Annotated in this window: 20 protein-coding genes; 10 read left to right on the top strand and 10 right to left on the bottom strand. The window is 44.0% G+C overall.

Annotation, left to right across the window (positions count from 1 at the left end; genetic code table 11):
- Positions 1-4 precede the first annotated feature (4 nt).
- Positions 5-277: a hypothetical protein gene (locus MD536_RS07880; protein ID WP_239597483.1), complete on the top strand. Its 273-nt coding sequence runs from the start codon at positions 5-7 to the stop codon at positions 275-277.
- Between the two features lie 3 nt (positions 278-280).
- On the opposite strand, the gene MD536_RS07875 is transcribed toward MD536_RS07880, so the two are convergent.
- On the bottom strand, positions 281-1921 hold the full coding sequence (locus tag MD536_RS07875; protein WP_239597480.1) for an MGH1-like glycoside hydrolase domain-containing protein: 1641 nt from the start codon (positions 1919-1921) through the stop codon (positions 281-283).
- 146 nt (positions 1922-2067) lie between these two features.
- On the opposite strand from MD536_RS07875, the gene MD536_RS07870 reads away from it, so the two are divergent.
- Entirely contained in the window at positions 2068-5373 is a 3306-nt protein-coding gene (locus tag MD536_RS07870; protein WP_239597477.1) for a VCBS repeat-containing protein, read from the top strand.
- Here the strand turns inward: MD536_RS07870 and MD536_RS07865 are convergent, their stop codons facing one another.
- The 3 genes from MD536_RS07865 to MD536_RS07855 all read right to left on the bottom strand — a co-directional run bounded on the left by MD536_RS07865 (position 5374) and on the right by MD536_RS07855 (position 10434).
- Positions 5374-5811 (bottom strand): hypothetical protein, encoded by a 438-nt coding sequence (locus MD536_RS07865; protein ID WP_239597475.1) that lies wholly within the window; start codon positions 5809-5811, stop codon positions 5374-5376.
- A gap of 102 nt (positions 5812-5913) precedes the next feature.
- Complete coding sequence (locus MD536_RS07860; protein WP_239597473.1) at positions 5914-7362, bottom strand: RagB/SusD family nutrient uptake outer membrane protein; 1449 nt, start codon at positions 7360-7362, stop codon at positions 5914-5916.
- 18 nt (positions 7363-7380) lie between these two features.
- The gene (locus MD536_RS07855) at positions 7381-10434 is read right to left on the bottom strand and encodes a SusC/RagA family TonB-linked outer membrane protein (protein WP_239597472.1); all 3054 of its coding nucleotides are present in this window, start codon (positions 10432-10434) and stop codon (positions 7381-7383) included.
- Between the two features lie 241 nt (positions 10435-10675).
- Here MD536_RS07855 and MD536_RS07850 point away from each other — a divergent pair, with 241 nt between their 5' ends.
- Positions 10676-11515 carry an ROK family protein gene (locus tag MD536_RS07850; protein WP_239597469.1) on the top strand — a complete coding sequence of 280 codons (840 nt, stop codon included), beginning with the start codon at positions 10676-10678 and terminating at the stop codon, positions 11513-11515.
- 52 nt (positions 11516-11567) lie between these two features.
- Positions 11568-12734 carry a DNA-binding transcriptional regulator gene (locus MD536_RS07845; RefSeq protein WP_239597466.1) on the top strand — a complete coding sequence of 389 codons (1167 nt, stop codon included), beginning with the start codon at positions 11568-11570 and terminating at the stop codon, positions 12732-12734.
- A gap of 4 nt (positions 12735-12738) precedes the next feature.
- Here MD536_RS07845 and MD536_RS07840 read toward each other — a convergent pair whose 3' ends face one another.
- Complete coding sequence (locus tag MD536_RS07840) at positions 12739-13830, bottom strand: Gfo/Idh/MocA family protein (protein WP_239597464.1); 1092 nt, start codon at positions 13828-13830, stop codon at positions 12739-12741.
- Positions 13823-14650: an RHS repeat domain-containing protein gene (locus tag MD536_RS07835; RefSeq protein ID WP_239597462.1), complete on the bottom strand. Its 828-nt coding sequence runs from the start codon at positions 14648-14650 to the stop codon at positions 13823-13825. The genes MD536_RS07840 and MD536_RS07835 overlap by 8 nt, the downstream gene beginning before the upstream one ends.
- Positions 14651-14725: 75 nt before the next feature.
- Between MD536_RS07835 and MD536_RS07830 the strand changes: the two genes are divergently transcribed.
- Genes MD536_RS07830 through MD536_RS07820 form a run of 3 tightly spaced genes read left to right on the top strand, consistent with a single transcriptional unit; the run spans position 14726 to position 20497 of the window.
- The gene (locus tag MD536_RS07830; protein ID WP_239597459.1) at positions 14726-15955 is read left to right on the top strand and encodes a DUF3667 domain-containing protein; all 1230 of its coding nucleotides are present in this window, start codon (positions 14726-14728) and stop codon (positions 15953-15955) included.
- A gap of 10 nt (positions 15956-15965) precedes the next feature.
- Positions 15966-16745: a nucleoside triphosphate pyrophosphohydrolase gene (gene mazG / locus MD536_RS07825; RefSeq protein ID WP_239597457.1), complete on the top strand. Its 780-nt coding sequence runs from the start codon at positions 15966-15968 to the stop codon at positions 16743-16745.
- Positions 16742-20497, top strand: coding sequence for a sensor histidine kinase (locus tag MD536_RS07820; protein WP_239597453.1), 3756 nt, complete (start codon positions 16742-16744; stop codon positions 20495-20497). The genes mazG and MD536_RS07820 overlap by 4 nt, the downstream gene beginning before the upstream one ends.
- Here MD536_RS07820 and MD536_RS07815 read toward each other — a convergent pair.
- Entirely contained in the window at positions 20460-22160 is a 1701-nt protein-coding gene (locus MD536_RS07815) for a DNA polymerase/3'-5' exonuclease PolX (RefSeq protein WP_239597452.1), read from the bottom strand. The genes MD536_RS07820 and MD536_RS07815 overlap by 38 nt on opposite strands.
- Between MD536_RS07815 and MD536_RS07810 the strand changes: the two genes are divergently transcribed.
- Positions 22159-22389, top strand: coding sequence for a hypothetical protein (locus MD536_RS07810; RefSeq protein WP_239597450.1), 231 nt, complete (start codon positions 22159-22161; stop codon positions 22387-22389). The genes MD536_RS07815 and MD536_RS07810 overlap by 2 nt on opposite strands.
- A 9-nt stretch (positions 22390-22398) precedes the next feature.
- On the opposite strand, the gene MD536_RS07805 is transcribed toward MD536_RS07810, so the two are convergent.
- From MD536_RS07805 to rplU, 3 genes are all read right to left on the bottom strand, one after another.
- A complete protein-coding gene (locus tag MD536_RS07805) occupies positions 22399-22656 on the bottom strand; it encodes a hypothetical protein (protein ID WP_239597447.1) in 258 nt (85 codons plus the stop codon).
- Positions 22657-22755: 99 nt separating this feature from the next.
- A complete protein-coding gene (rpmA, locus tag MD536_RS07800) occupies positions 22756-23022 on the bottom strand; it encodes a 50S ribosomal protein L27 (protein WP_234864263.1) in 267 nt (88 codons plus the stop codon).
- Between the two features lie 42 nt (positions 23023-23064).
- On the bottom strand, positions 23065-23367 hold the full coding sequence (rplU, locus tag MD536_RS07795) for a 50S ribosomal protein L21 (protein ID WP_234864262.1): 303 nt from the start codon (positions 23365-23367) through the stop codon (positions 23065-23067).
- 139 nt (positions 23368-23506) lie between these two features.
- Here rplU and MD536_RS07790 point away from each other — a divergent pair, with 139 nt between their 5' ends.
- Positions 23507-25003 carry a GH3 auxin-responsive promoter family protein gene (locus MD536_RS07790; RefSeq protein WP_239597445.1) on the top strand — a complete coding sequence of 499 codons (1497 nt, stop codon included), beginning with the start codon at positions 23507-23509 and terminating at the stop codon, positions 25001-25003.
- 380 nt (positions 25004-25383) lie between these two features.
- Positions 25384-26112, top strand: a complete 729-nt coding sequence (locus MD536_RS07785; protein WP_239597442.1) for a GNAT family N-acetyltransferase — start codon at positions 25384-25386, stop codon at positions 26110-26112.

The raw sequence follows: 26112 nt of genomic DNA, 5'->3' as shown, positions 1-26112 counted from the left end.
GATCATGCAGATTCATTTAATTGATGGGCATTTTACGGTAACGGAAGCTGAAAAATTATTAAATGCAATAGTTAAGGCAAAGGTTGCCTTTCACGAGGAAAGGCTGGCAGCCAAACAGCCCACCATTGATGAAGTTTTACATTCTGAGCGTCGGATCAAAGATATCCAGAATGAACTCAGAAAGGCACTGGTTCGGGTGCGTGCCAGTGGTGGTGAGAAGATTCATCTGCAGGCAGCTATCGATATAGACTTTATTGCTGTTATGGATTGTGCCTGATTCTCAGATTTTATTCACTCCGGGTTTAATATCAACAGTGTCCGAACCACCTGCCCAACTGAGTTTTAATTTGAGTGGAAGGTTTGATTGAATGGTCAGGGAAGGTTTCTGTTTTTCGCTGGTTCTTGCGGCGGCCTGTAATGATAAAATGCCTTCTTTTCCAATCGGGTAGCGATCAATTCCGTGTTCCTCTGTCAGTCGTACATCCCAATTGATGGTATTGGTTTGAATACTGGATCGGATTCCAAAAATTCCTTCAAATAAAATAGAGATGGGTACGAGGCCGGTCCAGCCGATAAAATCAGGTCTTGCCAGTAACCCGGGAGTAGTTGTTTCAGGTGCATAATATTCCCAGAACGTGCCGGTGTCTTTGAACACCTGTAATACCTGCTGGTGGTGTTTTTTGGCGAGATCAAAGGCGAGGGTGTGAAGGTTATTTTGTCGCAGTCCGGCAATCACCATGTAATTAGTCGGTGCCCATACACCTCCCTGCCAGTAGCGTCCATCCGGCTGGTATTTTTCATGATTGGCCGGCATGGAAGGAATTGGATGTTTGCGGGCAAAAGTTTGGGGATCTGTTAAGTGTGCAGTGAATTTTTTTAGTTCATCAGGTTCCAGGATATCTGCCCAAAGTGCCCAGTAGGCGCCGATTGATTTGAAATCACCAATTGAACCGTCGGCATAACGGTCATAGAAAAAGGAAGTTTTGGGATCCCAGAGATTTTCGCGGATCCATTTCTTCAAGAATTTGGTTTCTGATTCAATGTCTTCAATTTCCTGCCAGCGTTCTACATAAAAGCCAAATTCAACCAGGATTTTTCCAATGTACAACTGTTGCAGGCAGGTATCCAGCCAGGTCATATGGCCGTGTGAAAAGATCGGGTTGTATTCTTTATGCACACGGGGCTGATTATCCATACCGGTACCCCATCCACTGGACCAGTAAGATCCATCTTTCCAGGTACGGTTAAGCCGTAGCCATTGATAATAAGCGCACAATACCGGGAAGATGTTGTGCAGCCGCTGTAAGTCACCGAACTGGCGGTAATATTCCAGTTCGCTCCAGGGAATCAGATTGGGGCCTGTGCTGGTAGGATCGTAGCGATGGAAACAATCTTTGCCGGTTAGTCCCCATATTTCGCGACAAATAAATCCATCCGGATGTTGTTTGCCATAGAAATTATCCAAGGTTTGTTGAAACGGATAGGCCCGTGTGCCATATCGCGCAAACATGGTGATAAAGGTGGAATCCCACATGAAAATATTGCCATTGTAGGCAGTGTCGATATAGGAAGCGATAAAACCGGATTTCGGAGCGGGATCCTTGATGTTTTTAAACGCAATCTCCCAAGCTTTCCAGTACATATCAATAGCAGCCTGGTTGCCTTTCCAGTTAGGCAGGGGCAACAATTCCTTGGCTTGTGCGAAGGAAGGGGCCGGTACCAGGTTTGGCTTTGCATTACGAAATTCATTCTCTGTAACAAATACGTTTTTTACGTAGGTATTTTTGAAATCGTTCTGCAGTTCAATATCCTTATCGGGAGCGGAGGAGCCACCTTCACCTGCTAATAGGGAGGGTGCTGGTAATGCAGCAGACCCAGCCAGTAAAAAGGAGTTGCGTAAAAATTTTCTTCTCGAATCCATGCTGCCAGTTTTGAGTAAAGCTAAAGTTAACTTTGCTATTAGTCAAGTATTTCGCTTTTTGCGAATAATAGTCTTCAAAATACGTATTACTCCCTCTTAGCCGGCCAGGAATTGTAACTTGTAGCTTGAGTGTATATCTGATTTTTATGATACGAATTAGCTTGTTGTGTTTTATTCTTTTTGGTTGCTGGTCCTGCAAGCCGGAAGCCCAGGAAAATTTTCTGTTTGAGGAGCTGTCGGCACAGCAAACAGGCATTCATTTTACCAATGAAATAAAGGAAGATGAACGACTCAACATCCTGAGTTTTGAATATTTCTATAACGGAGCTGGAGTGGGGGTAGCGGACTTTAACCAGGACTCCCTGCCAGATCTCTTCTTTTCATCCAATATGGGTGCATCCAAACTCTATCTTAATAAAGGAAATTTTCAATTTGAAGACAAAACGGAATCTTCGGGTATTGATACCCGTGGTAAATGGGCTACGGGCGTATCCATTGTTGATATCAACCAGGACGGTTTCCCGGATATTTATCTCTGTTTTGCTGGTCCGCATGCAGCAGACAAGCGGGCAAATGCGTTGTATGTAAACGACGGAAATGGACGCTTTACAGATCAGGCAGCAGCCTATGGATTAGCAGATACCGGTCATACGGTACAGGCTGTTTTTTTTGACTACGACAGGGATGATGACCTGGACTGCTACCTGCTGACCAATAACACGGATGAAATGGGACCGAATATTATTCGTCCCAAGCGGGTAAATGGAGAGATGATCAATACAGACCGACTTTACAGGAATGAAGGAAATGGAAAATTCAGCAATGTATCACGGGAGGCCGGAATCTTAAAAGAAGGATATGGCCTTGGTATTGCAGTTTCGGATTTAAACCGGGATGGCTGGCCGGATATTTTCGTTTCCAATGATTACGTATCCAACGACTTGTTATATATAAACAACCGGGATGGAACATTTACCGACCAGGCTACTTCAGCGTTTAAGCATACAAGTTATTCTGCCATGGGTAATGATGTTGGTGATATCAACAACGATGGTTTCCCTGACCTGGTGGAAGTGGATATGTTGCCCCCGGATAATTACCGGCAAAAGCTGATGCTGGGTTTTACCAATCACGATCGCTATCGTTCAGAATTGCAGGTAGGTTATGCACCTCAATTCATGCGGAATTCATTACATCTGAATACCGGATTTATTGAAGGGGATGTACCGAAATTCAGTGAAATCGGTCAACTGGCAGGCATTTCCGCTACCGACTGGAGTTGGAGCCCCCTGCTGGCTGATTTTGATTTGGATGGTCGCCGTGATCTTTTCATCACTAATGGCTATCCCCGGGATATTACGAACAGAGATTTTATTACCTACCAGGCGCAGGGTTTGTCGCGCACGGATCCAAAAGCTCCGCTAACCAGGGAGCAGTTTGCAGTACTGCAAAAACTGGAAGGTGCCTATCTGCATAATTTCATGTTTCGAAATGAAGGCGACTATCGATTTTCAGATCAGTCAAAGCATTGGGGATTCAGCACAGATGCCTACTCAACTGGTGCTGCCTATGGTGATTTTGATAATGATGGTGACCTGGACCTGGTTGTAGTGAATACAGGAAAACCCGCTTCAGTGTATAGGAATATGGCTGCAGATCTAACAAAACATAGTTTTTTACGGATACGGCTGGAAGGGAAACCTGGAAACCGGGATGGGATAGGAGCCAGTTGCCGTCTTTATGCAGGTGCTCAAAAATGGTATGCAGAGCAGCAGGTGGTAAGAGGGTACCAGTCTTCTGTTGATAATCGTATACTGATTGGTTTGGGTACTAACAGTCAACTTGATTCACTTGTAGTCGATTGGCCTGATGGCCGGCAGCAAACATTAAAATCTCCTCCTTTAAACAGGGAACTGGTTATTTCGTATAAGGATAGCCGGGAGCCTTATTATATTCCGTATAAGATTTTACAATATGGATTCTTTGAGCCGGAAAAAGAACAGTTGGGTATAAATTTTATCCACCGTGAAACTCCTTACACCGATTTTAATATTCAGCCACTGATGCCACATAAATTTTCGACCGGTGGTCCGCCAATGGCTGTGGCTGATCTGAATGGAGACCAACGGGATGATTTTTTCATAGGTGGCGCCTATAATCAGTCGGGCTTAATCTACTTGCAAAAGCCGGATGGAAGTTTTCAAAGCCAAGTTCTTGATGAGGGGAAAAAAATGCCGGAGGATATGGGAGCTGTGTTTTTGGATGCTGAAGGCGATGGAGATCAGGATCTTTACGTAGTAAGTGGTGGTAATGAGTTTCCTGAGGGATCGGATCATTTCCAGGATCGGTTGTATCTCAACAATGGCAGGGGAGGATTTAGGCTAACCAAAGACTTACTACCAGCAATACCGGCCAGCGGATCTGTTGCAGTTGCTACAGATTTTGATCGCGATGGTGATATGGATCTGTTCGTGGGTGGAAGAATCCGGCCACAGCATTATCCGGAAGGTGGAACTTCTCAATTATTAGAAAACCGAAATGGACGTTTTGTTCAGGTAGCTGCAGAAAAAGCACCAGGATTGGAGTCAATTGGTATGGTGAATGGAGCTGTTTGGGTCGATCTGAACAAGGATGGCTGGATGGACCTGGTGGTAGTTGGAGAATGGATGCCGGTGACAGTATTTATGAACCGTCAGGGCATTTTTGAAAACGCCACGGAAAAATTAGGATTAACTAAAACCGTAGGTTGGTGGAACACGGTGCAAGTGGCAGATTGTAACAGGGATGGACAACCGGACCTGGTATTGGGTAACCATGGTTTGAACAGTCGCTATGCCAGGACAGATTACCAGTCGCTGGGTGTATACTGGTATGATTTTAGCAAAACAGGTACCCGCCATGGGGTAATCAGTTATACTGCTAACGGTGAGGCATATCCCATTCATCCCAGAGATGATCTGATGATGCAATTGCCCTTTTTGCGAAAGAAATTTCCGTTCTATTCCGATTATGCAAAGGCCAGGATGCAGGACCTATTTTCCGAAGCTGATTTGAATGCTTCGGAATTCAAACAAATGAATGAATGGCGTTCAGGTGTATTGTTAAACGGGGGGGAAAGTGCCTGGAAATTTCTTCCATTTCCAATGGAGGCACAGTTTGCTCCTGTTCATGCCATCCTGGTGAATGATTGGGACAGGGATGGGAATCAGGATCTTTTATTAACCGGAAATGATTATAGTTATGAAGTGATCAACGGGCCGGTAGATGCAATGAATGGGTTATCCTTGTATGGTATAGGAGATGGGCGTTTCAAGCTGAAGCGGGATGGTTTTCATATAACCAGAGAAGGAAGGTCACTGATTAAATTAAACCGGCCAGGGAGAACGGAGCTGGTATTGGCAGGAATAAATAATGGAGCAGTGGTTAGTATGGAGTTGAGACGTGAGAAGTGATTATTGCTTTCGGCTGAAATAGCGAAGTTCATAACGGACTTCCTTTTTGCCTTCAAATAGTGGGCGTTTGTTTTTTTTAAGTACCAGTTGGTTACTGTCCAGTTTAATAATTTCCATTTCATTTCCAACACTGGCATTGGGCAAATCGCGAATAATGAGCTGATTTTTATTCAGTTCGTAATAGTATTGTTTTTTTTCCCCCATTCCCTCCCGTAACATGGTGCCATCCGGACTATAAGTATGTCTTTCTTTGGGGCTTGGGGCTCTATTTGTAAAGGTAAATCCGTTATGGTAATCAAATACGGAATCAATCTCCCAGGTGCCTGCCAGTTTGGGGGCATAATCAGTAGAACAGGCATTCAGGGAACAGAGAATTGATAGAATAGTAATTGCGCTACTAAAATTTTTAAGCCAAGCCTTTAAGTCGTTCTGATTCATAACATATATAACTGCGAAGATGTAAAAATAAAAAAACCGGCCCTATACAAAACTGCAAAAGTATAGGAGCCGGTTAGGGATTGCTCAAAAAGCCTTAACCAATTATTGGTAGTCTGGGTTCTGTATCAGCACCCCATTGCTCAGATCAATCTGGCGCTGGGGAATCGGGAATTTATAATTTTTGGGGCGAGTGAACGTACGGGCAGGTTTCCACTGACCGCGGTTGATTGCATAATGGGCACGCAAATCGATGATATTGGCGCGATCCCAACGCATCAGGTCGAGGTGGCGTTCGTTTTCACCAGCCAGTTCCACTCTTCTTTCATGAATAAGATCCTGCATGGTTGCATTACTTACATCGGGTATATTATTACGACGACGTACGGCATTGATCTCATTGTCTCCATTTTGTCCGGAGCGAATCTTTGCTTCGGCAACCAGGAGATAAATATCAGAAGCACGGAGCATTACAATGTTCATATTGTTGTCCAGGCCGCCATCCGGTCTCCAGCTTACGTATTTGCGGAAGAAATATCCGGTATTGGTGAGACCGGCCGGAACTGGTTGTAATCCGCCATTGGAAGCACCAGCATCAATCATATCACCCACTTTTGCCATGGTGTAACCCATGCGTTCATCACCTGGTTCAAATTCATTTGCTAGGTCATCAATTGGTTCCTGGAATCCCCATCCACCCCAGGGACGAGGACCGTAATAAATAGAAGCTACGTTTTCTGTCCAGCCTTCTGTACACTGAATAGAAAAAAGTACTTCCGGGTTGTTTTTGGTAGCGGGCGTGAAGTTGTCGCCAAAACTTGGTGCCAGTGCATAAGGGCCAGTGATTACTTTGTTACCGAATTCAATCACCTTGGGGAAATTCTCCTTGTACATATAGAATTTAGCAAGGTAACCCCAGGCCGCACCTTTGGTAGCGCGGCCAAGATTTGCATTGTCATTGGTAGTGAGCAGCAGATCTGCGGCAGCAAGAAAATCGGATTCAATCTGTGCTTCTATTTCAGCCAGGCTTGCTTTGGGAACATTGTAATTGTTTTCCCGAACATTGGCTTCCAGAATCAATGGTACTTCACCGTAGATCTTGTAGAACTGCCAGTAGATGAGTCCACGTATAAAGTGCGCTTCGCCCAGGATACGATTTTTCAAGGCATTATCCATATTGATTTCTGGAACATTGATCAGCACGGCATTGGCACGTGATACAATTTCATATTTCCTACCCCAGCTATCGTTCAATTGGGGGTTCGAAGGTTCCACAGTGAAATCTTCAATGGCCTGGTCCTCCGGGTGGTCACCGGCTCTCCACTGGTCGTCTGAACAGATATCCCAGGTTTGTTCCGTATGTGCAAAGGTGTATTCATCACCCAGGAAAGAATACAGCGCGTTGGATGCAGAAACGGCGTCATCGGCATTTCTCCAGAAATCCGCTGAGGTAGATTGCCCATAAGGTGGCGAATCCAGCAGGTCTTTATTGCAGCTCACTGCGCCAACGGCCAGGAGCAACAGAAATCCTTTGTATACTATCGTATGTTTCATAGTCAATTCTTTTTTCAGTTAAAAGGTAACATTGAGTCCAAAAATCCAGGTCCGGGATTGCGGATACTGTGCGTAATCCACATTGATCTGCCTGTTACCATCTGTATAGCCCAATTCAGGATCAAGGCCTGAATAACCTGTAACAGTGAATACGTTTTGACCAGTGATATAGAACCTGGTTTTACCAATACCAAGGCGGTTCGTCAGTTTGTCATTCAGCGTATATCCGATGCTGAGATTCTTCAGCCGCAGGAAATCTCCTTTCTCGATAAACATATCGGATGTCCGGTAATTTCGGTTGTTCCTGCGCGTGGTCATCCGGGGTATGGTGTTGCTGGTACCAGGTCCTGTCCAGCGATCCTTAACTTCTTCATACATATTGAATGAGTAAGTAGGATCAAGACCCTGCATGCGATCTGCATTAAAGATTTTCACACCTGCATTGCCAAGGAAGAACAAACCGAGATCAAATCCTTTATAATTGAAATCAGCATTGAAACCATATACCATTTTCGGGTGCGGGCTGCCCAGGTTGACACGGTCACGGTCATCGATCAGTCCATCACCATTAATATCAAGGAAACGTACATCTCCGGGTTCAATCAAACCTGCAGTACGGCGGGGATCATTTGCGATATTGGGATCCTTGCTTATATCGTCTGTAGTCTGGTAGAGTCCGTCGGTTCTCCATCCGTAGAAGATACCAATTGGTAATCCTTCGTAGGTACGGGAGATCTCTTCATTTGGGCGACCGTAGGTACGTGAGCCAATAAAGTTTCCATCATACAATTCAATCACTTTGTTTTTGATGAAAGCGGCGTTGGCACCTAACCGATAGGAAAATTCTCCTGCTCGATTGCTATAGGAAAGATCCATTTCAAAACCACTGTTCTTCAATACACCTACGTTCTGATCCGGAATGCTGAGTGTGCCCACTGTTCCAATGGTAGGAGGAGACAGCAGCATATCGCGTGTCTTTTTATCAAAGTAGTTCAGGTTCACAGCAAGTTTACGATTGAACAACTCTGCACTCAGGCCAATGTTGGACATTTCTGCTGTTTCCCAGGAGATATTCGGGTTGGGCAGTCTGGTTTGCGTATTGCCTACCGTGGTGTTATTATTGAAGGAATAACGACCGCCATTTCCAATCAGCGCGAGGTATTGCAAACGGTTTACATTCTGGTTTCCTAATTGTCCCCAGCCTGCTGTGAGTTTCAACTCATCAATAAATGAAACATTGAAGAATTTTTCATTGGAAATTCTCCAGCCTGCAGAGAAGGCCGGGAAATAGCCCCATTTATTTCCATCTGCAAACTTCGAGGAACCATCCGCCCGGAAAGTAGCCGTGAACAGATAACGCTGATCGTAGTCATAGTTAATCCTTCCGAAAACTGATTGCAGGGCATCGTAATACCGATTGCCACCGATACCTTGTAAGGTTTGGCCGACATCAAGATAGCGCTGGTTGGGGTCTTCGTTAAGGAAATCACGTTTGGCAGCAGAAAAATTATCTCCGTCAAAAGTTTGTGAAGTATAACCTGCAACGGCATCCAGTTTGTGTTTGCCGGCAAAAATATTGCTGTAGGAAAGGAAGTATTCACCCAGTAAGGAGTAAGATTCACTAAAGCTTCTGTTCAGGGAATTGTTATTCCTTGTACGGGTTTGATCACTAATAATGATGTTGAAATTACGGCCGGTATAATGGTTTCCATCCACACCCAGGTTCACTTTGAACTTCAGCCCTTTCAGGATTTCATATTCTGCATTGATATTTGCCAGGAGGCGGGTGTTGATATTGTCTGCATCAATGGTATTGGCAGTAAAGATCGGGTTGTTGATATCGCCGAATTCATTGGACGCTTTGGAAGTACCCCAGGATCCATCGTCATTTTTAACTGGAATAAATGGCATGAAGCGGATGGCACTCCAGATCAGGCCGTCCTGGGCAGAGAGCGTATTAAGGCTGTTGTCATTGGAGCGGGTCAGCTGAATACTTTGCCCTACTTTCAATCGCTTTCCGATGCGATGATCTGAATTTAAACGCATACTATAACGTTTGAAAAAGGAATTGGTAATAATTCCCTTTTCATCGTACATGCCTGCCGATAACATATAGGAGGATTTGGCAGAACCGCCACTAAGCGCCACATCTATGTTGTTAACAGTACCTGTTCTGAATAATTCATCCTGCCAGTTGGTTCTTTGCGTTGAGTTGGAGGGATCATTCCATACAGGGTTAATTGTGAGGCCGTCATTGGTAAAACGTTCTCTTTTCAGTTCAACAAGGGTGGCAGCATCCAGCATGTCAAGCGTTTTTATGGCATTTGACATGCCGGTGTAGGCATTCACATTCAGTCGCATGGGTTGTTCGAAACCACCGCGTTTGGTGGTGACGATAACCACCCCATTCGCAGCACGTGTACCATAAATAGCGGAAGCCGAAGCGTCTTTAAGTACTTCAATAGAAGCGATGTCATTGGGGTTGACAGCGTTCAGATCACCTGCGGGAATACCATCAATGATGATTAGCGGATCAGCATTGTTAATGGTGCCTGTACCGCGTATGCGAATACTGCCGGGGTTGCCGGGGTTACCACCACTGCGTACTACATTCACACCAGCTGCACGTCCCTGCAGCGCCTGTGAGGCACTGGAGACCGGCAGGTTCTGAATGGCATCGCCTTTTACAGAAGCAACCGCTCCGGTAAGATCCCTGCGTGATTGAGTACCATAACCCACCACCACCACTTCAGAAAGTTTGGTGCTGGAAGTTGAGAGTGCAACGTCAATAGTGCTGCGTCCATTGATGTCAATTTCAGTTTCTGCGAAACCGGTACTTGAAAAAACAAGAATGGCGTCACCCTGTTGCAGGTTTAGGGAAAATACGCCATTGTCGTTGGTAGTGGTTCCCCTGTTGGTTCCTTTAATGGTGACATTTACATTGGAGAGAGGAGCACCGGTGCTTTGATCTGTTACCTTCCCGGTAACCGATGTTTGCGCGAATGCAAGTTGATGGAGTGCAATCGCTGCTATGAAAGCAAAAAGCCTCTTTAGCAGTAAGTTTAGTTTCATAATCTAGTTGGTTATTCAGTTAAAAACAAAGGCTCTATAAAATTAGACTAGCTATCTAGTTGCAATGAAACACGAAGCGAATATTAATCATCAAAATGCGTAATCATCAAAATGCGATCTATGCTACGCAATTTGATGTGATTGATACGCATATATAGGCAGTATTCTGCTGTACAGCGGGTAGTTTTGTTACCATCCTTTGACAGGTATTACTCCTGTATTATCATTTAATTAATTAAATATGATCATAGGCGTTGATTTAGGCGGGACGAATATTAGGGCCGGATTAATTCAGGGAGGAGAGGTGTTGCAATCGATCAGTCATAAGTTAACCAATAAACATTCGCTGGATGCAACACTGGAGCAAATAATAGCAGTAATTGAACCATTGGTAAATGAAGAAGTGGAAGGCATAGGTATTGGGGTTCCTTCCATTGTGGATGTGGACAATGGTGTAGTGTTTGATGTGGTGAATATTCCTTCCTGGAAAAAAGTAGAGTTGAAAAAAATACTCGAAGATCAGTTTCATAAACCGGTATTTGTAAACAATGATGTGAATTGTTTTGCCCTGGGCGAACACCAGTTTGGTGCTGCGCAGCCATTTGATTCTTTTGTAGCAATTTCTGTAGGAACGGGACTTGGAACTGCTATTGTGATTAATCGCGAGTTATACCTTGGAGTGAATTGCGGAGCAGGAGAAATCGGCTATTTTCCATATCTCGATAAAAATCTGGAATACTATTCCAGTAGCAGTTTTTTTGACATTCATGATACAACTGCCGAAGAACTTTTTTATGATGCACAGGAAGGAAAACCCAAAGCCTTGCAGGTTTGGCAGGAATACGGTCATCACCTGGGTAATGTATTAAAAGTGGTTTTGTATGCATATGCTCCGCAGGCTGTATTGCTTGGAGGTTCCATTTCCAATGCATACAAATACTTTGAAGAAAGTATGTATCTGAGTATGGATGACTTTATGTATCCATCCCTGCTCAAACAGGTAAAAGTGATTCATTCCAAAACGGAGAACATTGCGTTACTGGGAGCTGCAGCATTAGTTCCGGTCAAGGCGCTGGTATGATTTTGTAAAATCTTCAAACTGCTTTAATTTACCTGTTGCAACTCTTTTCTGAATGAATAAGATCATCCTTTTATTTGATATTTCTGAAAAATACGGGCAGAGTCTGATGATGGGGATTGTCCGGTATTTTAAGGAAAACAGCAATGCCCTGTTTTGTAATATGCCCATTTATTACAGGGAAACATTGGGTATCAGAGGGATTTTGAAGTTTGCCAAAGAGTGGGGGGCACAGGGTATCATTGCGCAACTGAATAATACCAGGGATGTACGGAAAATTGCCGAATCAGGTATACACCTGATCGTAGAGGATTATAAAGAGCGCTTTGAAGAATTTCCCAATATTACCGGCGGATATTATGAAGCCGGCCAGATGGGAGCAGAATATTTTGTTAAGAAGGGGTTTAAGAATTTTGCTTTTTACGGGTTTAAAAATATTGTATGGTCGCGGGAACGTTCCATGGGGTATGAAGATTATCTGAATGAACGCGGATTTGATGTTTACTATTTTAATCAGAAAGAGGATACGGGTAATTCGGAACTATGGTACTACAAACCTTCTGATCTGAGTGAATGGTTACAGCAACTGCCTAAACCAATTGCTATCATGGCCTGCGATGATGCCAGGGGACTACATATTGCTGAAGCCTGCAAACATGCGAATATTCGCATACCCGAAGATGTTATTGTACTGGGTGTTGATAATGATGAATTAACCTGCAGCTTATCGGATCCACCCTTGTCGAGTATTAACCTTGATACGGAAAGAGGAGGATATGAAGCAGGCCGGCTGATGGATCTGATGATCCAGGGCAAAGTTAAAAAGCCGCGGAATGTGATGGTCATGCCAACCTATATTGTAACCCGGCAGTCAACTGATATTGCGGCTGTAGATGATGCTTATATCGCTAAAGCGCTGAAATTTATTCATAAAAACCTGGATCATGATATTAATGTTTCGGATGTATTGGGGCAACTAACGATCTCCAGGCGCTCATTAGAGAAGAAATTCCAGGAGGTAACAGGTACCAGTGTTTATAAATACATCAGCAAGGTTCGGATGCAGAAATTTTCTGAACGCCTCCTCGAAACGGATAAACGGATTTCAGAGATAGCACACGAAGCCGGATTAAATCTGACAAACAATGTAGCCCGGCAATTCAAACAGATCCATGGCTGCTCTCCAAGTGAATACCGTAAAAAACATCTTCCCCGTAAGTAACTATTTAATCCAGCATGATCTTTCTGCCTTCTTTGGCGGAACGGGTAGCAGCATCCAGGATTTTTACAACCAGCAGGTTGTTGGATAATGATGAAAGGTCATTCGCGTCCGTAATTTTTCCTGCCAGAAAAGCTTCGAGGTAACTTATGAAATCCCCATACACAGCTGCCGGAGCAATTCCGCTGATGGGTTTGGATTGCTGTTTTTTCTGAACAATGGATTGAGCATCTACCGCATGTAAGTAAGCCGAAGAACCAAATATTTCCATATCCTTGATGGAATAGGGCCAGTTCCAGGATGCTTCAATAACCCCGGTTGTGGTTTCGTATTCCAGCAGTATAGTAGCCACATCATCTACTTTTGGATAGGTGGCCGGCTTATATTGCTGGATAATGGCCGTAACGGATTTGGGAGCTTTCCCATTCATCAGCCAGGTCATCAAATTGGCGCCGTAACAGCCGAAATCGCGTGACGCACCACCTCCATTTTTAACCGGGTCAGTAAGCCAGTCGAGGAATTCTTTACTGCAGCCTATTTCCTTCGGTCCTTCATGGCCGGAATGCACTACTATTTTATGGATCTTGCCCAGGTTACCCTGATCCACCTGGTCTTTCGCATAGTGGTTACTGTTGTACCAGGTTGTTTCATAGTTCGTAAGTACGGCCGTATTGTATTTTTTCGAAAGCGCTTCTATCTTTCTGGCGTCTTCCAGGGTAGTGGCAAGTGGTTTTTCCACCATAACGGGAATGCCCTGGGGAAGGCAGGATTCTACAACAGACAGGTGTTCATTAATGGCATTAAATGCCAATGCTGCCTGTGGTTTGATCGTTTTTAATGCAGAACTAATATCCTTGAAAAATAAGGAACCCGGCAGTTGGTAGGACTTTTTATAACGTTCAATAAGTTCGGGATTACTTTCCACAATTCCGGTGATGATTACTCTTCCCTGTTTATGAAATTGAAGGATACCATGAACATGGTCGTGTGTCATGCCAACAACCAGAACCTTTAGTTTTTCCTGCGACTGGGCGGAAACAAGGCTGGTAAGGGAACTAAAAACCAGGCATAAAAAAAGCAGGTTGAGATTTTTATTCATAATCGTATTCCACTTTACCCATGAGTTGTTGTTGTTTGTTGTAAACCAGCTCCATTCTGCGCAGGCCATTGGGGAGGTATTGATAGAACCATTGCTCGTAGGCATTGGTGCCTTCGGGTACCATAGTCATTTTTTTAAGCTGGTCGTTTTCATTGTACTCGAATATATAATCAGGTAGCAACCGCTGTGCTTTAATATTGAACCGAACGATATCGGTCAACCTGTTTTTGGCATCATAATAATAATAGTAGGTGATCGCTGGGAGGTTCGCGCGGATCGCCTTTTCTTCTACGAGGTTTCCTTTTTCGTCATATACAAAACTAACAGTGGTAGTGTCCACCTGGTTGCGAATCCGTTGCATGGATTGGGGCAATCCGGCTTCGTTGTATGTCCAGTTGTGAATTTCTGTTGTGGTGATATTATCAGATCTGCTGCTGCTTTCCAGGCGGATCAACTGACCATTGGGGTTATAGGAATAGGAAGATTGGCTGGAAGCGTTCTGGGCGGTATCCCTGCTGCTGATCAGCCATCCCTTTTCATTGTATTTAGCTTCGATACGCGTATCACCTGTTTGATTGGTTTGTGTACGGGTTACCAACAGCCCTTTTTTGGGATCCAGGGTTTGCTCGGCAGTGAAGCCCGCTGATTCAGGGGTATTTCCGTCGTAGCTCGTAATAGTCACTTTTTTGATTCCTTTTTCAAGCAATTGCTGGTAACGTTGATTAGTCTGGCGATTGGCCAACAGGTCGTTATAATAGAACTGTGACCATAGCGGGGAAGAACTTAGGGCTAAAATGAGAATAAAAGCGATGTTTTTCATCTGGACTATTGTTTATACACTGGCGAATGAGTGCAACTTAACTAATTGTATTTATTTTTATTCAAATTTTAACAAGTGTCGCATTATAAGGAAAGAACAGAAAAGAATTGCCTGAACTGTGGAACGGAAGTGGCTGGCCGTTATTGCCAGCAATGTGGACAGGAGAATATTATTGCCAGGGAATCCTTCTGGAGTTTACTCACGCATTTTGTTTATGATATAACGCATTTCGACAGCAAGTTTTTTGGCACTATGAGCCAGTTGCTGACGAAGCCGGGAAAATTATCCCTTGAATACATTCAGGGAAAAAGAAACAGCCAGTTGAACCCTATCCGGATGTATGTGTTCACCTCCGCTTTTTTCTTCATCATTTTCTTCACGATGTACAATACGGAAAACATCGGCAAATCGGATTCGGATAAGCGAAAGGAAAAATTGGAGAGCCTGAAACTGGCAAAAGAAGTGGTACAGGAGAAACCGTTACTGTCAACAAACGCAGTAGAAAGGGAAACGGCGCAGCGGGTATTGGCCGGACTTGAAAAAGACATTAAGGCGCTTGAAAAAGAAATCAAAGACAAGAAAATAGCAGACTCCATCCGTTCTGCAACCGGTAAAGAAATTTTGGATACCCTGGAAAAGGAAGGTATCAAAGTGCCGGGTAATTTAAAGATTGATGAAGAGGATCAGGGATTAAATATCAATATGTCTACGGATAGCAGCAATGATGCCTTCAGTTCATCCAATTATGAATCGCTGGAGGCCTATCGTCGCATGCAGGAAGCCTTGCCAAAAGACAAGAAAGATAGCTGGATTAAAAAAATATTCGTAACCAAAATCATTGCAGCATCTGAAACCGGTAAACTCAAGGGAGAACGGGCCTATTTACAGAGTTTTCTGAATAATCTTTTTCATAGTTTCCCAAAGATGTTGTTTGCCTCTCTTCCCCTGTTTGCCTGGTTCCTGCAACTGCTATACGGACGAAGGAAAGATCTGTTTTACTCGGATCATGCCATTTTTACCATTCATACCTATTGCGCCACTTTTATTTTTCTGCTCGGCAGTTTTGCACTAGGGGCTTTGCAGGATTATACCGATTGGGGTATTATCAACCTTGCTCAGGTAATCATTACTATTTCAGTTTATCTATACCTGTACAAGGGGATGCGGAAGTTTTATGGTGAAAGCCGCAAAAAGACCCTGCTTAAATTTATACTGTTAAATATCCTTTCATTCTTTATGATGATGGTGCTATTGGTGATCTTTACCGCCATCAGTGCGGCACAAGCCGTGAATTCGGGTCATTAAAACCACCATCATGAAAGCAGCGGCACAGGAAGCATTTGGGCAATTGATCGATATAATGAACGACCTCAGGGAGAAATGCCCCTGGGATAAAAAACAGACCATTCAAAGTTTGCGGCAGCAATCTATTGAGGAACTGTATGAACTGGCGGATGCAATCTCGGATGAAGACTGGAAAGGGATAAAAGAGGAGTTGGGTGATCTGTTTCTGCACCTCGTATTTTATGCAAAAATCGGGCAGGAACAGGGGCAATTCAGCCTGGAGGATGTTTTAAAGGGGATCAATGAGAAGCTGATCCGCAGGCATCCGCATGTATATGGTGAAGTAAAGCTGGAGAATGCGGAAGATGTCAAACGCAATTGGGAACAGATTAAGCTCCAGGAAGGGAAGAAGTCGGTATTGAGCGGGGTGCCTAAGTCGCTGCCTGCAACAGTTAAGGCTATGCGCCTGCAGGAGAAAGCAAAGCAGGTTGGATTTGAGTGGGATAACCGGGAGCAGGTTTGGGAGAAAGTGGAAGAAGAAATGCAGGAATTAAAAGAGGCAATAGCAGGCGGGAACCAGGATCAGGTAGAAGACGAGTTTGGGGATGTGGTTTTTTCACTGATCAATTATGCACGGTTTTTGCAGGTGGATGCTGAACATGCTCTGGCCCGGACCAATCAGAAGTTTATCAACCGTTTTACGCAGATGGAAGAACTGGCCCGTGAAAAGGGGTTAGAGCTCAAGGATATGAATCTGGAAGGGATGGATGCCTTGTGGAATGAAATCAAAGCGAAAAAATCAAGCAGTTGATCCAGTTTGTCATCGGAATATTAAAAAAGAATGCCTATTTCCTGCTGGCGGCCGCCTGGTTGTTCACAATAGCATTTATCATCAATAATTATTTTGTTGGCGCTTCGTCTGCACCTTATCTGCGCAATGCGATTGAAAACAGGATCCAGGTGCAGGAACAGCAGGTGGAAGCTTTGTCCAGGGATACAGCCCTTTTAAAAGTACTGGCTGAAGGAACCTATGATGTGGATCACCTGCAAAAATTGAGCAGGAATAACCTGGGGGTATTTCTGTATCGTCCGGATCAATACAATAACTGGAAACTGCAGTTCTGGAGTTATCAGCAAACAGAACCAACGGCCGATATTATTTACAGTGAGGATAGTATTCAGCTGGTACGTTTACAGAACGGGCAATATGAATGCATCCGAAAGCTGATTCCACTGGCCAGGGAGCAATTATTATTAATTGCGATGATTGAGGTCAGGAAAGAATATTTTGTACAGAACAGTAACCTCTCTTCCCAGTTTGCTGGATTTCCCAGTGCGGAATCTTCCGTGACCATAACCGAAACGGAAACAGCCTATCCGGTTCGGAGTATAAGCGGTAAGCTGTTATTTTATCTGCAGCCCCGCAACGTATCTGCGGACTCTTCGGCCAATGAATGGGCGATCGTGCTGGATATTATTGCCATTGTTTTATTGCTGATCGCTGTACATAGTGCTGCGAACAGTATTGCAGAGACCTATGGTTTTGTACGGGGGCTACTATTCCTTGCTGGTACGGTGATTGGGTTACGGCTACTGACCTATATGTTTACCGACACCCTGGCCTGGTCAGAGTTTGAATTATTTGATCCGGGAATTTATAGCTCAAGTTTGCTCCTTCCATCCCTGGGGGATTTGCTGATCAACTCTCTGTTGTTCTGCTGGATATTGTTGTTTATCTATCGGAAGAGCGTAGGAATGAACCTTCAGGCATTTCAACAACATTGGATGAAATGGCCATTGGTGGCCGTTGGTGCTTTTTTATTGGTAAGTATTACCTTTTCTTTTGCCATAATCATCCGTAGTCTGATCGCCGATGCAGCCAGGATTTCCTTTAATGTAACTAATTTTTTTAGCCTGGATGTGTATAGTTTCTGGGGTTTTGTTGTTTTGGCAACGCTGGCGCTGAGTTATTTCCTGGCATCTTCTGTAATCCTTCGGGTGCTCGCTCCATTGCTGCGTAACAATGCCTATTATCTCTATGCTTTCCTGGCCGCTTTTGGGTTATTGTTGATCACATTTATTCAAAGTGGGAATATTGTAGAGCTGAATCTTTTTGTACTGGTGTGGCTGATCGGTTATACCTGGCTGTTACGTCAGCCTATGTTGATCACGAAGGATCATCGTTGGTCAGTATCTGTTTTATTGCTTTGGATATTCCTTTATTCGGGATCGATTTCGCTGATCATTATTGCAGAGAATAGCCGGATTGAACTGGAGCAGCGGAAACGAACAGCCGAAAAGCTGGCAACACAGGCGGATCCAACATCCGAACGCCTGCTGAGTATTGCACTTACCTATTTTGACAATGATTTCCTGTACGCGAATTTCAATCGCTTTCGGCTGGCTTCATCCAATCAGTACCTGAAAGACAGCCTGATCAACAAGAACTTCAGTGCCTATCTGAATAAATACGATACCAGGATTTACACCTTTGATTCGCAGGAAAGGTCGCTATACAATGATGCACCGGTTTCCTTTGATACACTGGATATCATTTATCGAATGGAAGGCAAACCGACCAATGTGCCGGATATGCGCTATTTCGAAAAGGCATTTGATAAGTACGCGTATATAAGTAGAAAGATGGTAACCGATACCTCAGGTACTGCCATCGGTTATGTATTCATATTATCTGAGCCGAAGAAATATAAAAACGATGCACTGGTGCCGGAGTTGTTCCGGGGCAGAAAGGATTTTTTACCGGATGAGTATTCTCCGATTTACAGTTATGCAATTTACAACAACCGGGAGCTGATTGATTATTTCAATGATTATGCCTTTCCTACCAGGTTGAGTGATAAACAGTTGCCGCCCAATAATTTCACCTTCCGGAAAAATGAGGGATATGATGAATTGTGGTACCGTGATAACAATAAGGTGGTGATTATCGCCAAACTGAATAATCTCTGGCTTGAATCCATAACTCTGGTGGCTTACCTGTTTTCTACTTTTCTACTTTTGCTGGGCATTTTTCAATTAATCTCCCTCCTGGTTCGATCCAGGTTGCGCCTGTCGAACCTGCGAAAAGAAATGCAATTGAACCTCCGTACACAGGTTCATGGGACGATCATTTTTATCAGCCTTTTTTCCTTCCTGGTGATTGGGGCGGCTACGATCTTTTTCTTTATTAACCGGTACAACCGCAATAAGCAGGATCAGTTGAGCCGGGCGATCCAGATCATGAGTAATGAGGTAGAGAATAAGATCGACAGTCAGACATTTTTTGATTATATGCTGCGCTTGTACGACAGTGGATACAATGAGTACCTGGAAGTACTGGTGCGGGAGGTATCGGAAATTCATGGAACCGATATCAATATCTATGATACCCAGGGCGAGTTGCGTTTGTCTTCGAACCCTTTCATTTATGATAAGGGGATATTGAGCTCGCGTATGAATCCCGAAGCTTATTACCGGATCCACCGGCAGAAGTTGGTGCAGTTTACTACTACAGAACAAATAGGAGGAATCAGTTACCAAAGTATTTATTCTCCAGTACGTGATGAAGAGGGTAATCCTTATGCGTATCTGAACATGCCATCCTTCGACTCACAGGAAGAATTGAAGCGGGAGATCTCCAATTTCCTGGTAACGATAATTAACCTGAATGCTTTTATTTTCCTTATTGCAGGTGTGATTGCGCTCTTTATTACCAACCGGATTACGGCATCTTTCTCTCTGATTAGTGAGAAAATGCGGGCCGTGAACCTGGGCCAGCACAATGATGAGATTCAGTGGAACCGGAACGATGAAATTGGTGAGCTGGTGAAGGAGTACAACAAGATGGTGTTAAAGCTCGAAGAAAGTGCGGCGGCCCTGGCCAAAAGTGAACGGGAAGGAGCCTGGAGGGAGATGGCCCGGCAGGTGGCGCATGAGATCAAGAATCCGCTCACTCCGATGAAACTAAGCATTCAGTATCTGCAAAAAGCGATTCAAAGTAATAACGGGGATGTAAAGCAGCTAACATTCAATGTGGCGAATACCCTGGTGGAACAGATTGATCACCTTTCGAAGATCGCATCCGAATTTTCACAGTTTGCTAATATCAGCAATGCGCACAATGAGTTGTTCGACCTGCATGAGATATTACAATCGCTCTCGTCCCTGTATGATTCCAATGACCTGGTAGTGTTTACCTGGAAACCGGTGGACGGACCCGTTTGGGTATTTGCGGATAAAACGCAAATGAACCGCCTGTTCACTAACCTGTTGCAAAATGCTATGGAAGCTACAGAAAACCGGGAGTTACGCCTTGTGGAAGTGACTGAAGAATGGGGAGAGGATACGATCGTTATTTCAGTTCACGACAATGGGCAGGGAATTCCTGCTACTACACAATCCAGGATCTTTACGCCGAATTTCACTACCAAAACATCAGGCACCGGCCTGGGATTGGCCATGAGCAAAGGAATAGTGGAACAGGCCCGAGGCCGGATCTGGTTTGAGACCAGTGAAACGGATGGTACTACTTTCTTTGTTTCCTTGCCATCAGCCAGTTCCTGAATTGGTCGAGTGTAAAACTGCTTAGGTTGTGCCTGGCTGTTAGTCCGCCTTTCTGCGCAGCAATAACACCATACCGGATATCTTCAAATCCTTCCACGCTGTGCGCGTCCGGATCAATAGAGAGGAGGCAGTTTTTTTCCAGTGCATAAGGGATCCAGCTCCAGTCGAGATCAAGCCTTCGAGGGTGCGCGTTGATTTCTATAACTACCTGGTTATCGGCGCAGGCATCAATAATGGCTTTATGATCTATTGGGTATCCTGGGCGGCTAAGAAGTAGACGGCCAGTCATATGTCCGAGTATTGCGGTTGCCGGATGCTGAATAGCTGTGAGTAAGCGCTGCATGGCTTTTTCTTCCGTCATTTTCAGATTGCTGTGAACGGATGCAATTACCAGGTCAAAGCTGTTAAGTGTATCGTTATCGTAGTCAAGTGAGCCATCACTCAGGATGTCGCATTCGATGCTTTTGAAAATATGGAAGGGGCTGAGGCTGGCGTTGAGTTCATCGATATAAACATGTTGTTCGCGGATGCGATCCACGGAAAGACCGTTTGCATAGAATGCAGATTTGCTGTGATCACTTATCACCAGGTATTCATATCCTTTTTCGATGCAGGCTTTGGCCATGGTTTCAATGGTATGGAGGCCATCGCTCCAATTGCTGTGGGAGTGGATGACAGCTTTTATATCGGCTGTAGTGATGACAGGGGCTGATTCGGAATTGCTGAGTGGTTGAATGGCATCCGGGAGTTCTCGTTGATTGGGGGGAAGGTAGTGGATGCCAGCAGATTGGAATAGTTCTGCTTCTGATTTAAATCGATGGTTGTTTTCCCTTGCGCTATTGTTTGCTTTCGCAGTTTCAGCAAGTTGCTGGAATCTATCCAGGAAAAGCTGGCTGCAGGTGCTGGTAAACAATTGTTGAATAAACTCATCCGGCAGGCATTGGTGAACTATTACCTTGGTACCATCTGGTGCTTGTGCATGAATTGATTCATTTTCAGTTTGTATGGTTTGGAATTGAAGTGTTTCCAGAGCCGATTGAATATCAGGCAAACTGGTAGTAGTGATCAGTTCCACTTTGGTGATGATGATTGCCTGGCGGCGTGTATCACCAAACAAACTGGTTTGTTGGTCGGGAAAGCGGTTGATGAAAAAGTTTTCGAGTTGTTGTGCAAAGGATTCAATTTCTGCATACAAAAATTGTCCCTTGTTGGCATTGTAGAACTGGATGGATTGTTTGACGCTCTCCTGCGTTTTTTCTCCAAAACCTTTGTACATCAGGAGTCTGTTTTCATTGCAGGCGTATAACAATTCACCAAGAGATTCGATGCCCATTTCTTTCCAGATGGTAGCAATCTTTTTTGGCCCCAGCCCTTTGATCTGCATCATTTCCAAAATGCCATGTGGCGTTTTGACGATGAGTTCATCCAATACAGTGAGTTTGCCCGTATCGAGCAACTCCGCTATTTTTTTGGAAGTACTGTCGCCGATTCCTTTCAATCCGGCTATTTTTTCCCGCGGGGTATCGCTGAGTTGAACAGGTAATTTTTCAATGGAGAAGGCAGCGCTTGCATAAGATTTAGCCTTGAAAGAATTTTCTCCGTGGATATCCATGAGTTTAGCCAGCAGACTAAACTGATCGGCTATAGCGTAATTGTCGAGCATGGAGCGAAGGTACGGAAGCAGGGAGACAAAGGAGGCATGGAAGAGGGAGGAAAGGAAGATGGAGGAAAGGAAAAGGGAACAAAGGGGGCTAAGGAGACAGAGGAATGGAAGAAGGAGGAAATTCTCACTTTTCACGTCTGACATTTCACCCTTCTTTCACCTTTCACTTTTTACTTTTCACCATAATAAAAAATCCCCGGAAAACCGGGGATTGTATTTTTTGCTGTAAAGTCGAAACTTATTTCGCAGCTTTCTTAGCAGCCTTTTTAGGAGCAGCTTTCTTAGCAGCTTTTTTAGGAGCGGCTTTCTTAGCTACTTTCTTAGCAGCTTTTTTAGGAGCAGCTTTCTTAGCTACTTTCTTAGCAGCTTTTTTAGGAGCGGCTTTCTTTGCTACTTTTTTTGCAGCTTTTTTAGGAGCAGCTTTCTTAGCGGCTTTTTTCGGAGCGGCTTTCTTTGCAGCAGCTTTTTTAGGAGCAGCTTTTTTTGCAGTTGCCATTTTTTTAGAATTTAATGATTAGTAAAATGGGTTTTCGGAAGTAAAAATATAAACTAATCCGAAACTGCAAAATTTTTTTTGCTGTTTAAGCAGAATTGATTAAGCGCTCACCTCTACCGGAGATACAGAAACGATGGTTTTGTTCTCTCTGGTTTTACGGAATTCAACCACTCCATCAGCTGTTGCAAACAGTGTGTAATCTCTTCCTACACTTACATTCTTTCCAGGATGATACTGAGTACCACGCTGACGAACGATGATGTTACCAGCAATAGCAGGCTGACCACCGTAGATCTTTACACCCAGGCGTTTGCTTTGAGAGTCGCGACCGTTCTTAACACTACCTTCACCTTTTTTGTGTGCCATGACGTATGAGTTTTAAATGATAACAGTTGTTACGTTACCAGATTATGCGATATCGTTGATTCTGATTTTGGTATAGTGAGTTCTGTGACCAAGTTTCTTGCGGAAACCTTTCCTTCTTTTCATTTTGAAGGCAATCACTTTATCTCCCTGCAGGTGATCGATGATTTCTGCTTTAACCACAGCTTTAACAGCATCACCTACAGACAGGCTGCCATTATTATCAAACATCAGAACATCTGCAAATTCTACTTTGTCGCCTGCGTTGCCCGCAATCTGGGGAACGTACAATGTCTGGTCTTTAGAAACCTTGAATTGCTGACCGGCTATTTTAACAACTGCTAACATAACTTACCAAAATTAGGAGTGCAAAGGTAAGGGGAATTTCCTTACCTCCAAATAGATTTTCCAAAATAATTAGCGCAAATTTAAGGAGTTTACTGGGGTGTAGAGCCTAAATTTGTCGGCGTTCATCCATCATAGCGCTATGAAATTCAAGTCTTTTCTTGCCAAACCCTTCGCTTCCTATGTTTTTAAGCAGGTTAAGCGGTCCATGCACCAGGCCGTTCCAGACCAGGAAGCGATCTTCCGGGAACTGCTGAAAACAGGAGCCGGAACCCAGTTTGGCAAAGATCACCATCTGGGGGAAGTTAAAACGATGGAGGAATTCCGCCAGGCGGTACCTATTCGCGACTACGAACAGCTCAAACCTTATATTGAATTAATCAAAGAAGGCAAGCATAATATATTATGGAAAGGCAAGCCCATCTATTTTGCTAAAACCTCAGGTACCACCAGCGGGGTAAAATACATTCCAATTACTAAGGATTCAATCCCTAATCATATCAATTCAGCCCGAAATGCACTACTCTGTTATATGGCAGAGTCGGGAAATTCCAGGTTTGCCGACGGGAATATGATTTTTCTTTCCGGATCACCGGTGTTGGAACGGATCGCAGATATTCCAACAGGTCGCCTCAGCGGCATCGTCAATCACCATATACCCAGTTATCTTCGTAAGAACCAGTTACCCTCTTATGAAACCAATTGTATTGAGGAATGGGAAAGCAAGCTGGATAAAATCGTGGAGGAAACCATCCGTAAAAACATGACCCTGATTAGTGGGATACCACCCTGGATGCAGATGTATTTTGACCGCCTGATGGAAAAAAGCGGTAAAAAAGTGGGAGAGTTGTTCCCGGAATTTTCAGTGCTGGTTCATGGTGGGGTGAATTTCGAGCCCTATAAATCAAAATTGTTTGATAGTATCGGAAGAAAGGTTGCCGCCATTGAAACCTTTCCGGCATCGGAAGGTTTCTTTGCCTTCCAGGATAGTCAACATGCAGAAGGACTTTTGTTGAACAGCGACAGTGGGATCTGGTTTGAATTTGTTCCTGTAAATGAAGTGTTTAATGAGAACCCGACGCGACTGAGTTTGAAAGAAGTGAAAGTGGGAGAAAACTATGCACTTATCATCAACAGCAATGCTGGATTGTGGAGTTATAATATTGGGGATACTGTAAAATTTGTTTCAACAGAGCCATACCGGTTGATCGTATCTGGACGCATCAAACATTTTATCTCCGCATTTGGTGAACACGTAATCGGAGAGGAAGTAGAATACAGCCTGATGAAAGCTGCCACTGAAAATGGTGTACATATCACAGAATTTACCGTAGCTCCGATGATTTCGCAGGATAAAGGCAAGTCCTATCACGAATGGTTCATCGAATTTGATAATTTTCCGGCAGATATGACTGCCTTCGCACAGCAGGTGAACGAAAACCTGCGAACCAAAAACATTTATTACGATGACCTGATAACAGGCAATATTTTATTGCCACTCAAAATTACTCCGGTAAAAAAGAATGGATTCATTGATTACATGAAGAGTATTGGAAAGTTAGGTGGCCAAAATAAAGTACCCAGGTTGAGTAATGATCGCAAATTGGCAGAGGCTTTACAACCCTGGCTTGAAAACTAACTAGCGTTCGATAATTTTCAATAGTGCAGCAGGATATTTGGAAACCATTCCAAAATCCTGCTTTTTATTTGATAGCCTAACAATAATTTAAAGAATATTTTGGGGAAATTCAATCAAAAACGTATAATTTTGGCTCGCATTTTAAACATAGGCAACCAAACGAAAAATGAATAGTTTCCAACCATATAGCGCTCCCCTTCAGCTGGACAGCCAGGTTGATGTACTTTTACATGCCTTTTGTTTTCTTCCCCGACCGCGACGTGGATGCTGATAGGACGAGCCCTTTGCACCGGCCCCTATCAGTGAAAAAAGCCCCAATGTATTATTATTTGCACCAGAGGTGTACGCAGCACGTTTACTGATCCTTTAATTTATTGCAAGTGGAAAATTCCGCCATTATCGTAAGGGTAGCCAATCCCGACGATATACATTACGCCGTTACCATCACTGATGAAATGGAGTCCTCTGCCAAGGCAAGAGGAACGGGTATCGCTAAACGATCTCCTGAATACATCGAACAAAAGATGAAAGAAGGAAAGTCGGTGATCGCAGTTACGGAAAGCGGCACCTGGGTAGGTTTTTGTTATATCGAAACCTGGAGTCATGGTGAATATGTGGCGAATTCCGGATTGATCGTATCTCCTGAATTTCGCAAAAGTGGCGTAGCCAAACGTATCAAGGAAAAAATCTTTGAGCTGTCCAGAAAATTATATCCCACTGCCAAGATATTTGGACTTACTACCGGCCTCGCTGTAATGAAAATTAATTCCGATTTAGGGTATGAACCAGTAACTTACTCAGAATTAACGCAGGATGAGGCATTCTGGGCCGGTTGCAAGAGCTGCGTGAACTACGATATATTGATGAGCAAGGATCGCAAGAACTGTTTCTGTACTGCGATGCTCTACGACCCCAAAGACCATTACAAACCGGAGGAAACAGCCGCGGATTTCAAACAACATTCCAAAGGATATGAGCGGTTGTTGCGATTGAAGAAATCCCGTTTTCTGAAAGCATTCCGCAAGATCACCGGAACCGAAACCAAACCGGAAGGTGGTGGCGGAGGCGGAACTGCTAAAAAAAGGTTCTTTTCATTCTTTCATTTCTAA

The organism is Flavihumibacter cheonanensis, from assembly GCF_022352215.1.
Classification (GTDB): domain Bacteria; phylum Bacteroidota; class Bacteroidia; order Chitinophagales; family Chitinophagaceae; genus Flavihumibacter; species Flavihumibacter cheonanensis.
The sequence above is the reverse complement of the archived record's forward strand: the minus strand, read 5'-3'. Positions and strand labels throughout refer to the sequence as shown.

Excerpts from the sequence above, each read along its gene's own strand:
- MD536_RS07850 (WP_239597469.1), top strand. The coding sequence starts at position 10,676 with ATGATCATAGGCGTTGATTTAGGCGGGACGAATATTAGGGCCGGATTA.
- MD536_RS07875 (WP_239597480.1), bottom strand. The coding sequence starts at position 1,921 with ATGGATTCGAGAAGAAAATTTTTACGCAACTCCTTTTTACTGGCTGGG.
- MD536_RS07790 (WP_239597445.1), top strand. The coding sequence starts at position 23,507 with ATGAAATTCAAGTCTTTTCTTGCCAAACCCTTCGCTTCCTATGTTTTT.
- MD536_RS07805 (WP_239597447.1), bottom strand. The coding sequence starts at position 22,656 with ATGGCAACTGCAAAAAAAGCTGCTCCTAAAAAAGCTGCTGCAAAGAAA.
- MD536_RS07855 (WP_239597472.1), bottom strand. The coding sequence starts at position 10,434 with ATGAAACTAAACTTACTGCTAAAGAGGCTTTTTGCTTTCATAGCAGCG.
- MD536_RS07810 (WP_239597450.1), top strand. The coding sequence starts at position 22,159 with ATGGAGCGAAGGTACGGAAGCAGGGAGACAAAGGAGGCATGGAAGAGG.
- MD536_RS07815 (WP_239597452.1), bottom strand. The coding sequence starts at position 22,160 with ATGCTCGACAATTACGCTATAGCCGATCAGTTTAGTCTGCTGGCTAAA.
- MD536_RS07845 (WP_239597466.1), top strand. The coding sequence starts at position 11,568 with ATGAATAAGATCATCCTTTTATTTGATATTTCTGAAAAATACGGGCAG.
- rpmA (WP_234864263.1), bottom strand. The coding sequence starts at position 23,022 with ATGGCACACAAAAAAGGTGAAGGTAGTGTTAAGAACGGTCGCGACTCT.
- mazG (WP_239597457.1), top strand. The coding sequence starts at position 15,966 with ATGAAAGCAGCGGCACAGGAAGCATTTGGGCAATTGATCGATATAATG.
- MD536_RS07835 (WP_239597462.1), bottom strand. The coding sequence starts at position 14,650 with ATGAAAAACATCGCTTTTATTCTCATTTTAGCCCTAAGTTCTTCCCCG.
- MD536_RS07860 (WP_239597473.1), bottom strand. The coding sequence starts at position 7,362 with ATGAAACATACGATAGTATACAAAGGATTTCTGTTGCTCCTGGCCGTT.
- MD536_RS07865 (WP_239597475.1), bottom strand. The coding sequence starts at position 5,811 with ATGAATCAGAACGACTTAAAGGCTTGGCTTAAAAATTTTAGTAGCGCA.
- MD536_RS07870 (WP_239597477.1), top strand. The coding sequence starts at position 2,068 with ATGATACGAATTAGCTTGTTGTGTTTTATTCTTTTTGGTTGCTGGTCC.
- rplU (WP_234864262.1), bottom strand. The coding sequence starts at position 23,367 with ATGTTAGCAGTTGTTAAAATAGCCGGTCAGCAATTCAAGGTTTCTAAA.
- MD536_RS07840 (WP_239597464.1), bottom strand. The coding sequence starts at position 13,830 with ATGAATAAAAATCTCAACCTGCTTTTTTTATGCCTGGTTTTTAGTTCC.
- MD536_RS07880 (WP_239597483.1), top strand. The coding sequence starts at position 5 with ATGCAGATTCATTTAATTGATGGGCATTTTACGGTAACGGAAGCTGAA.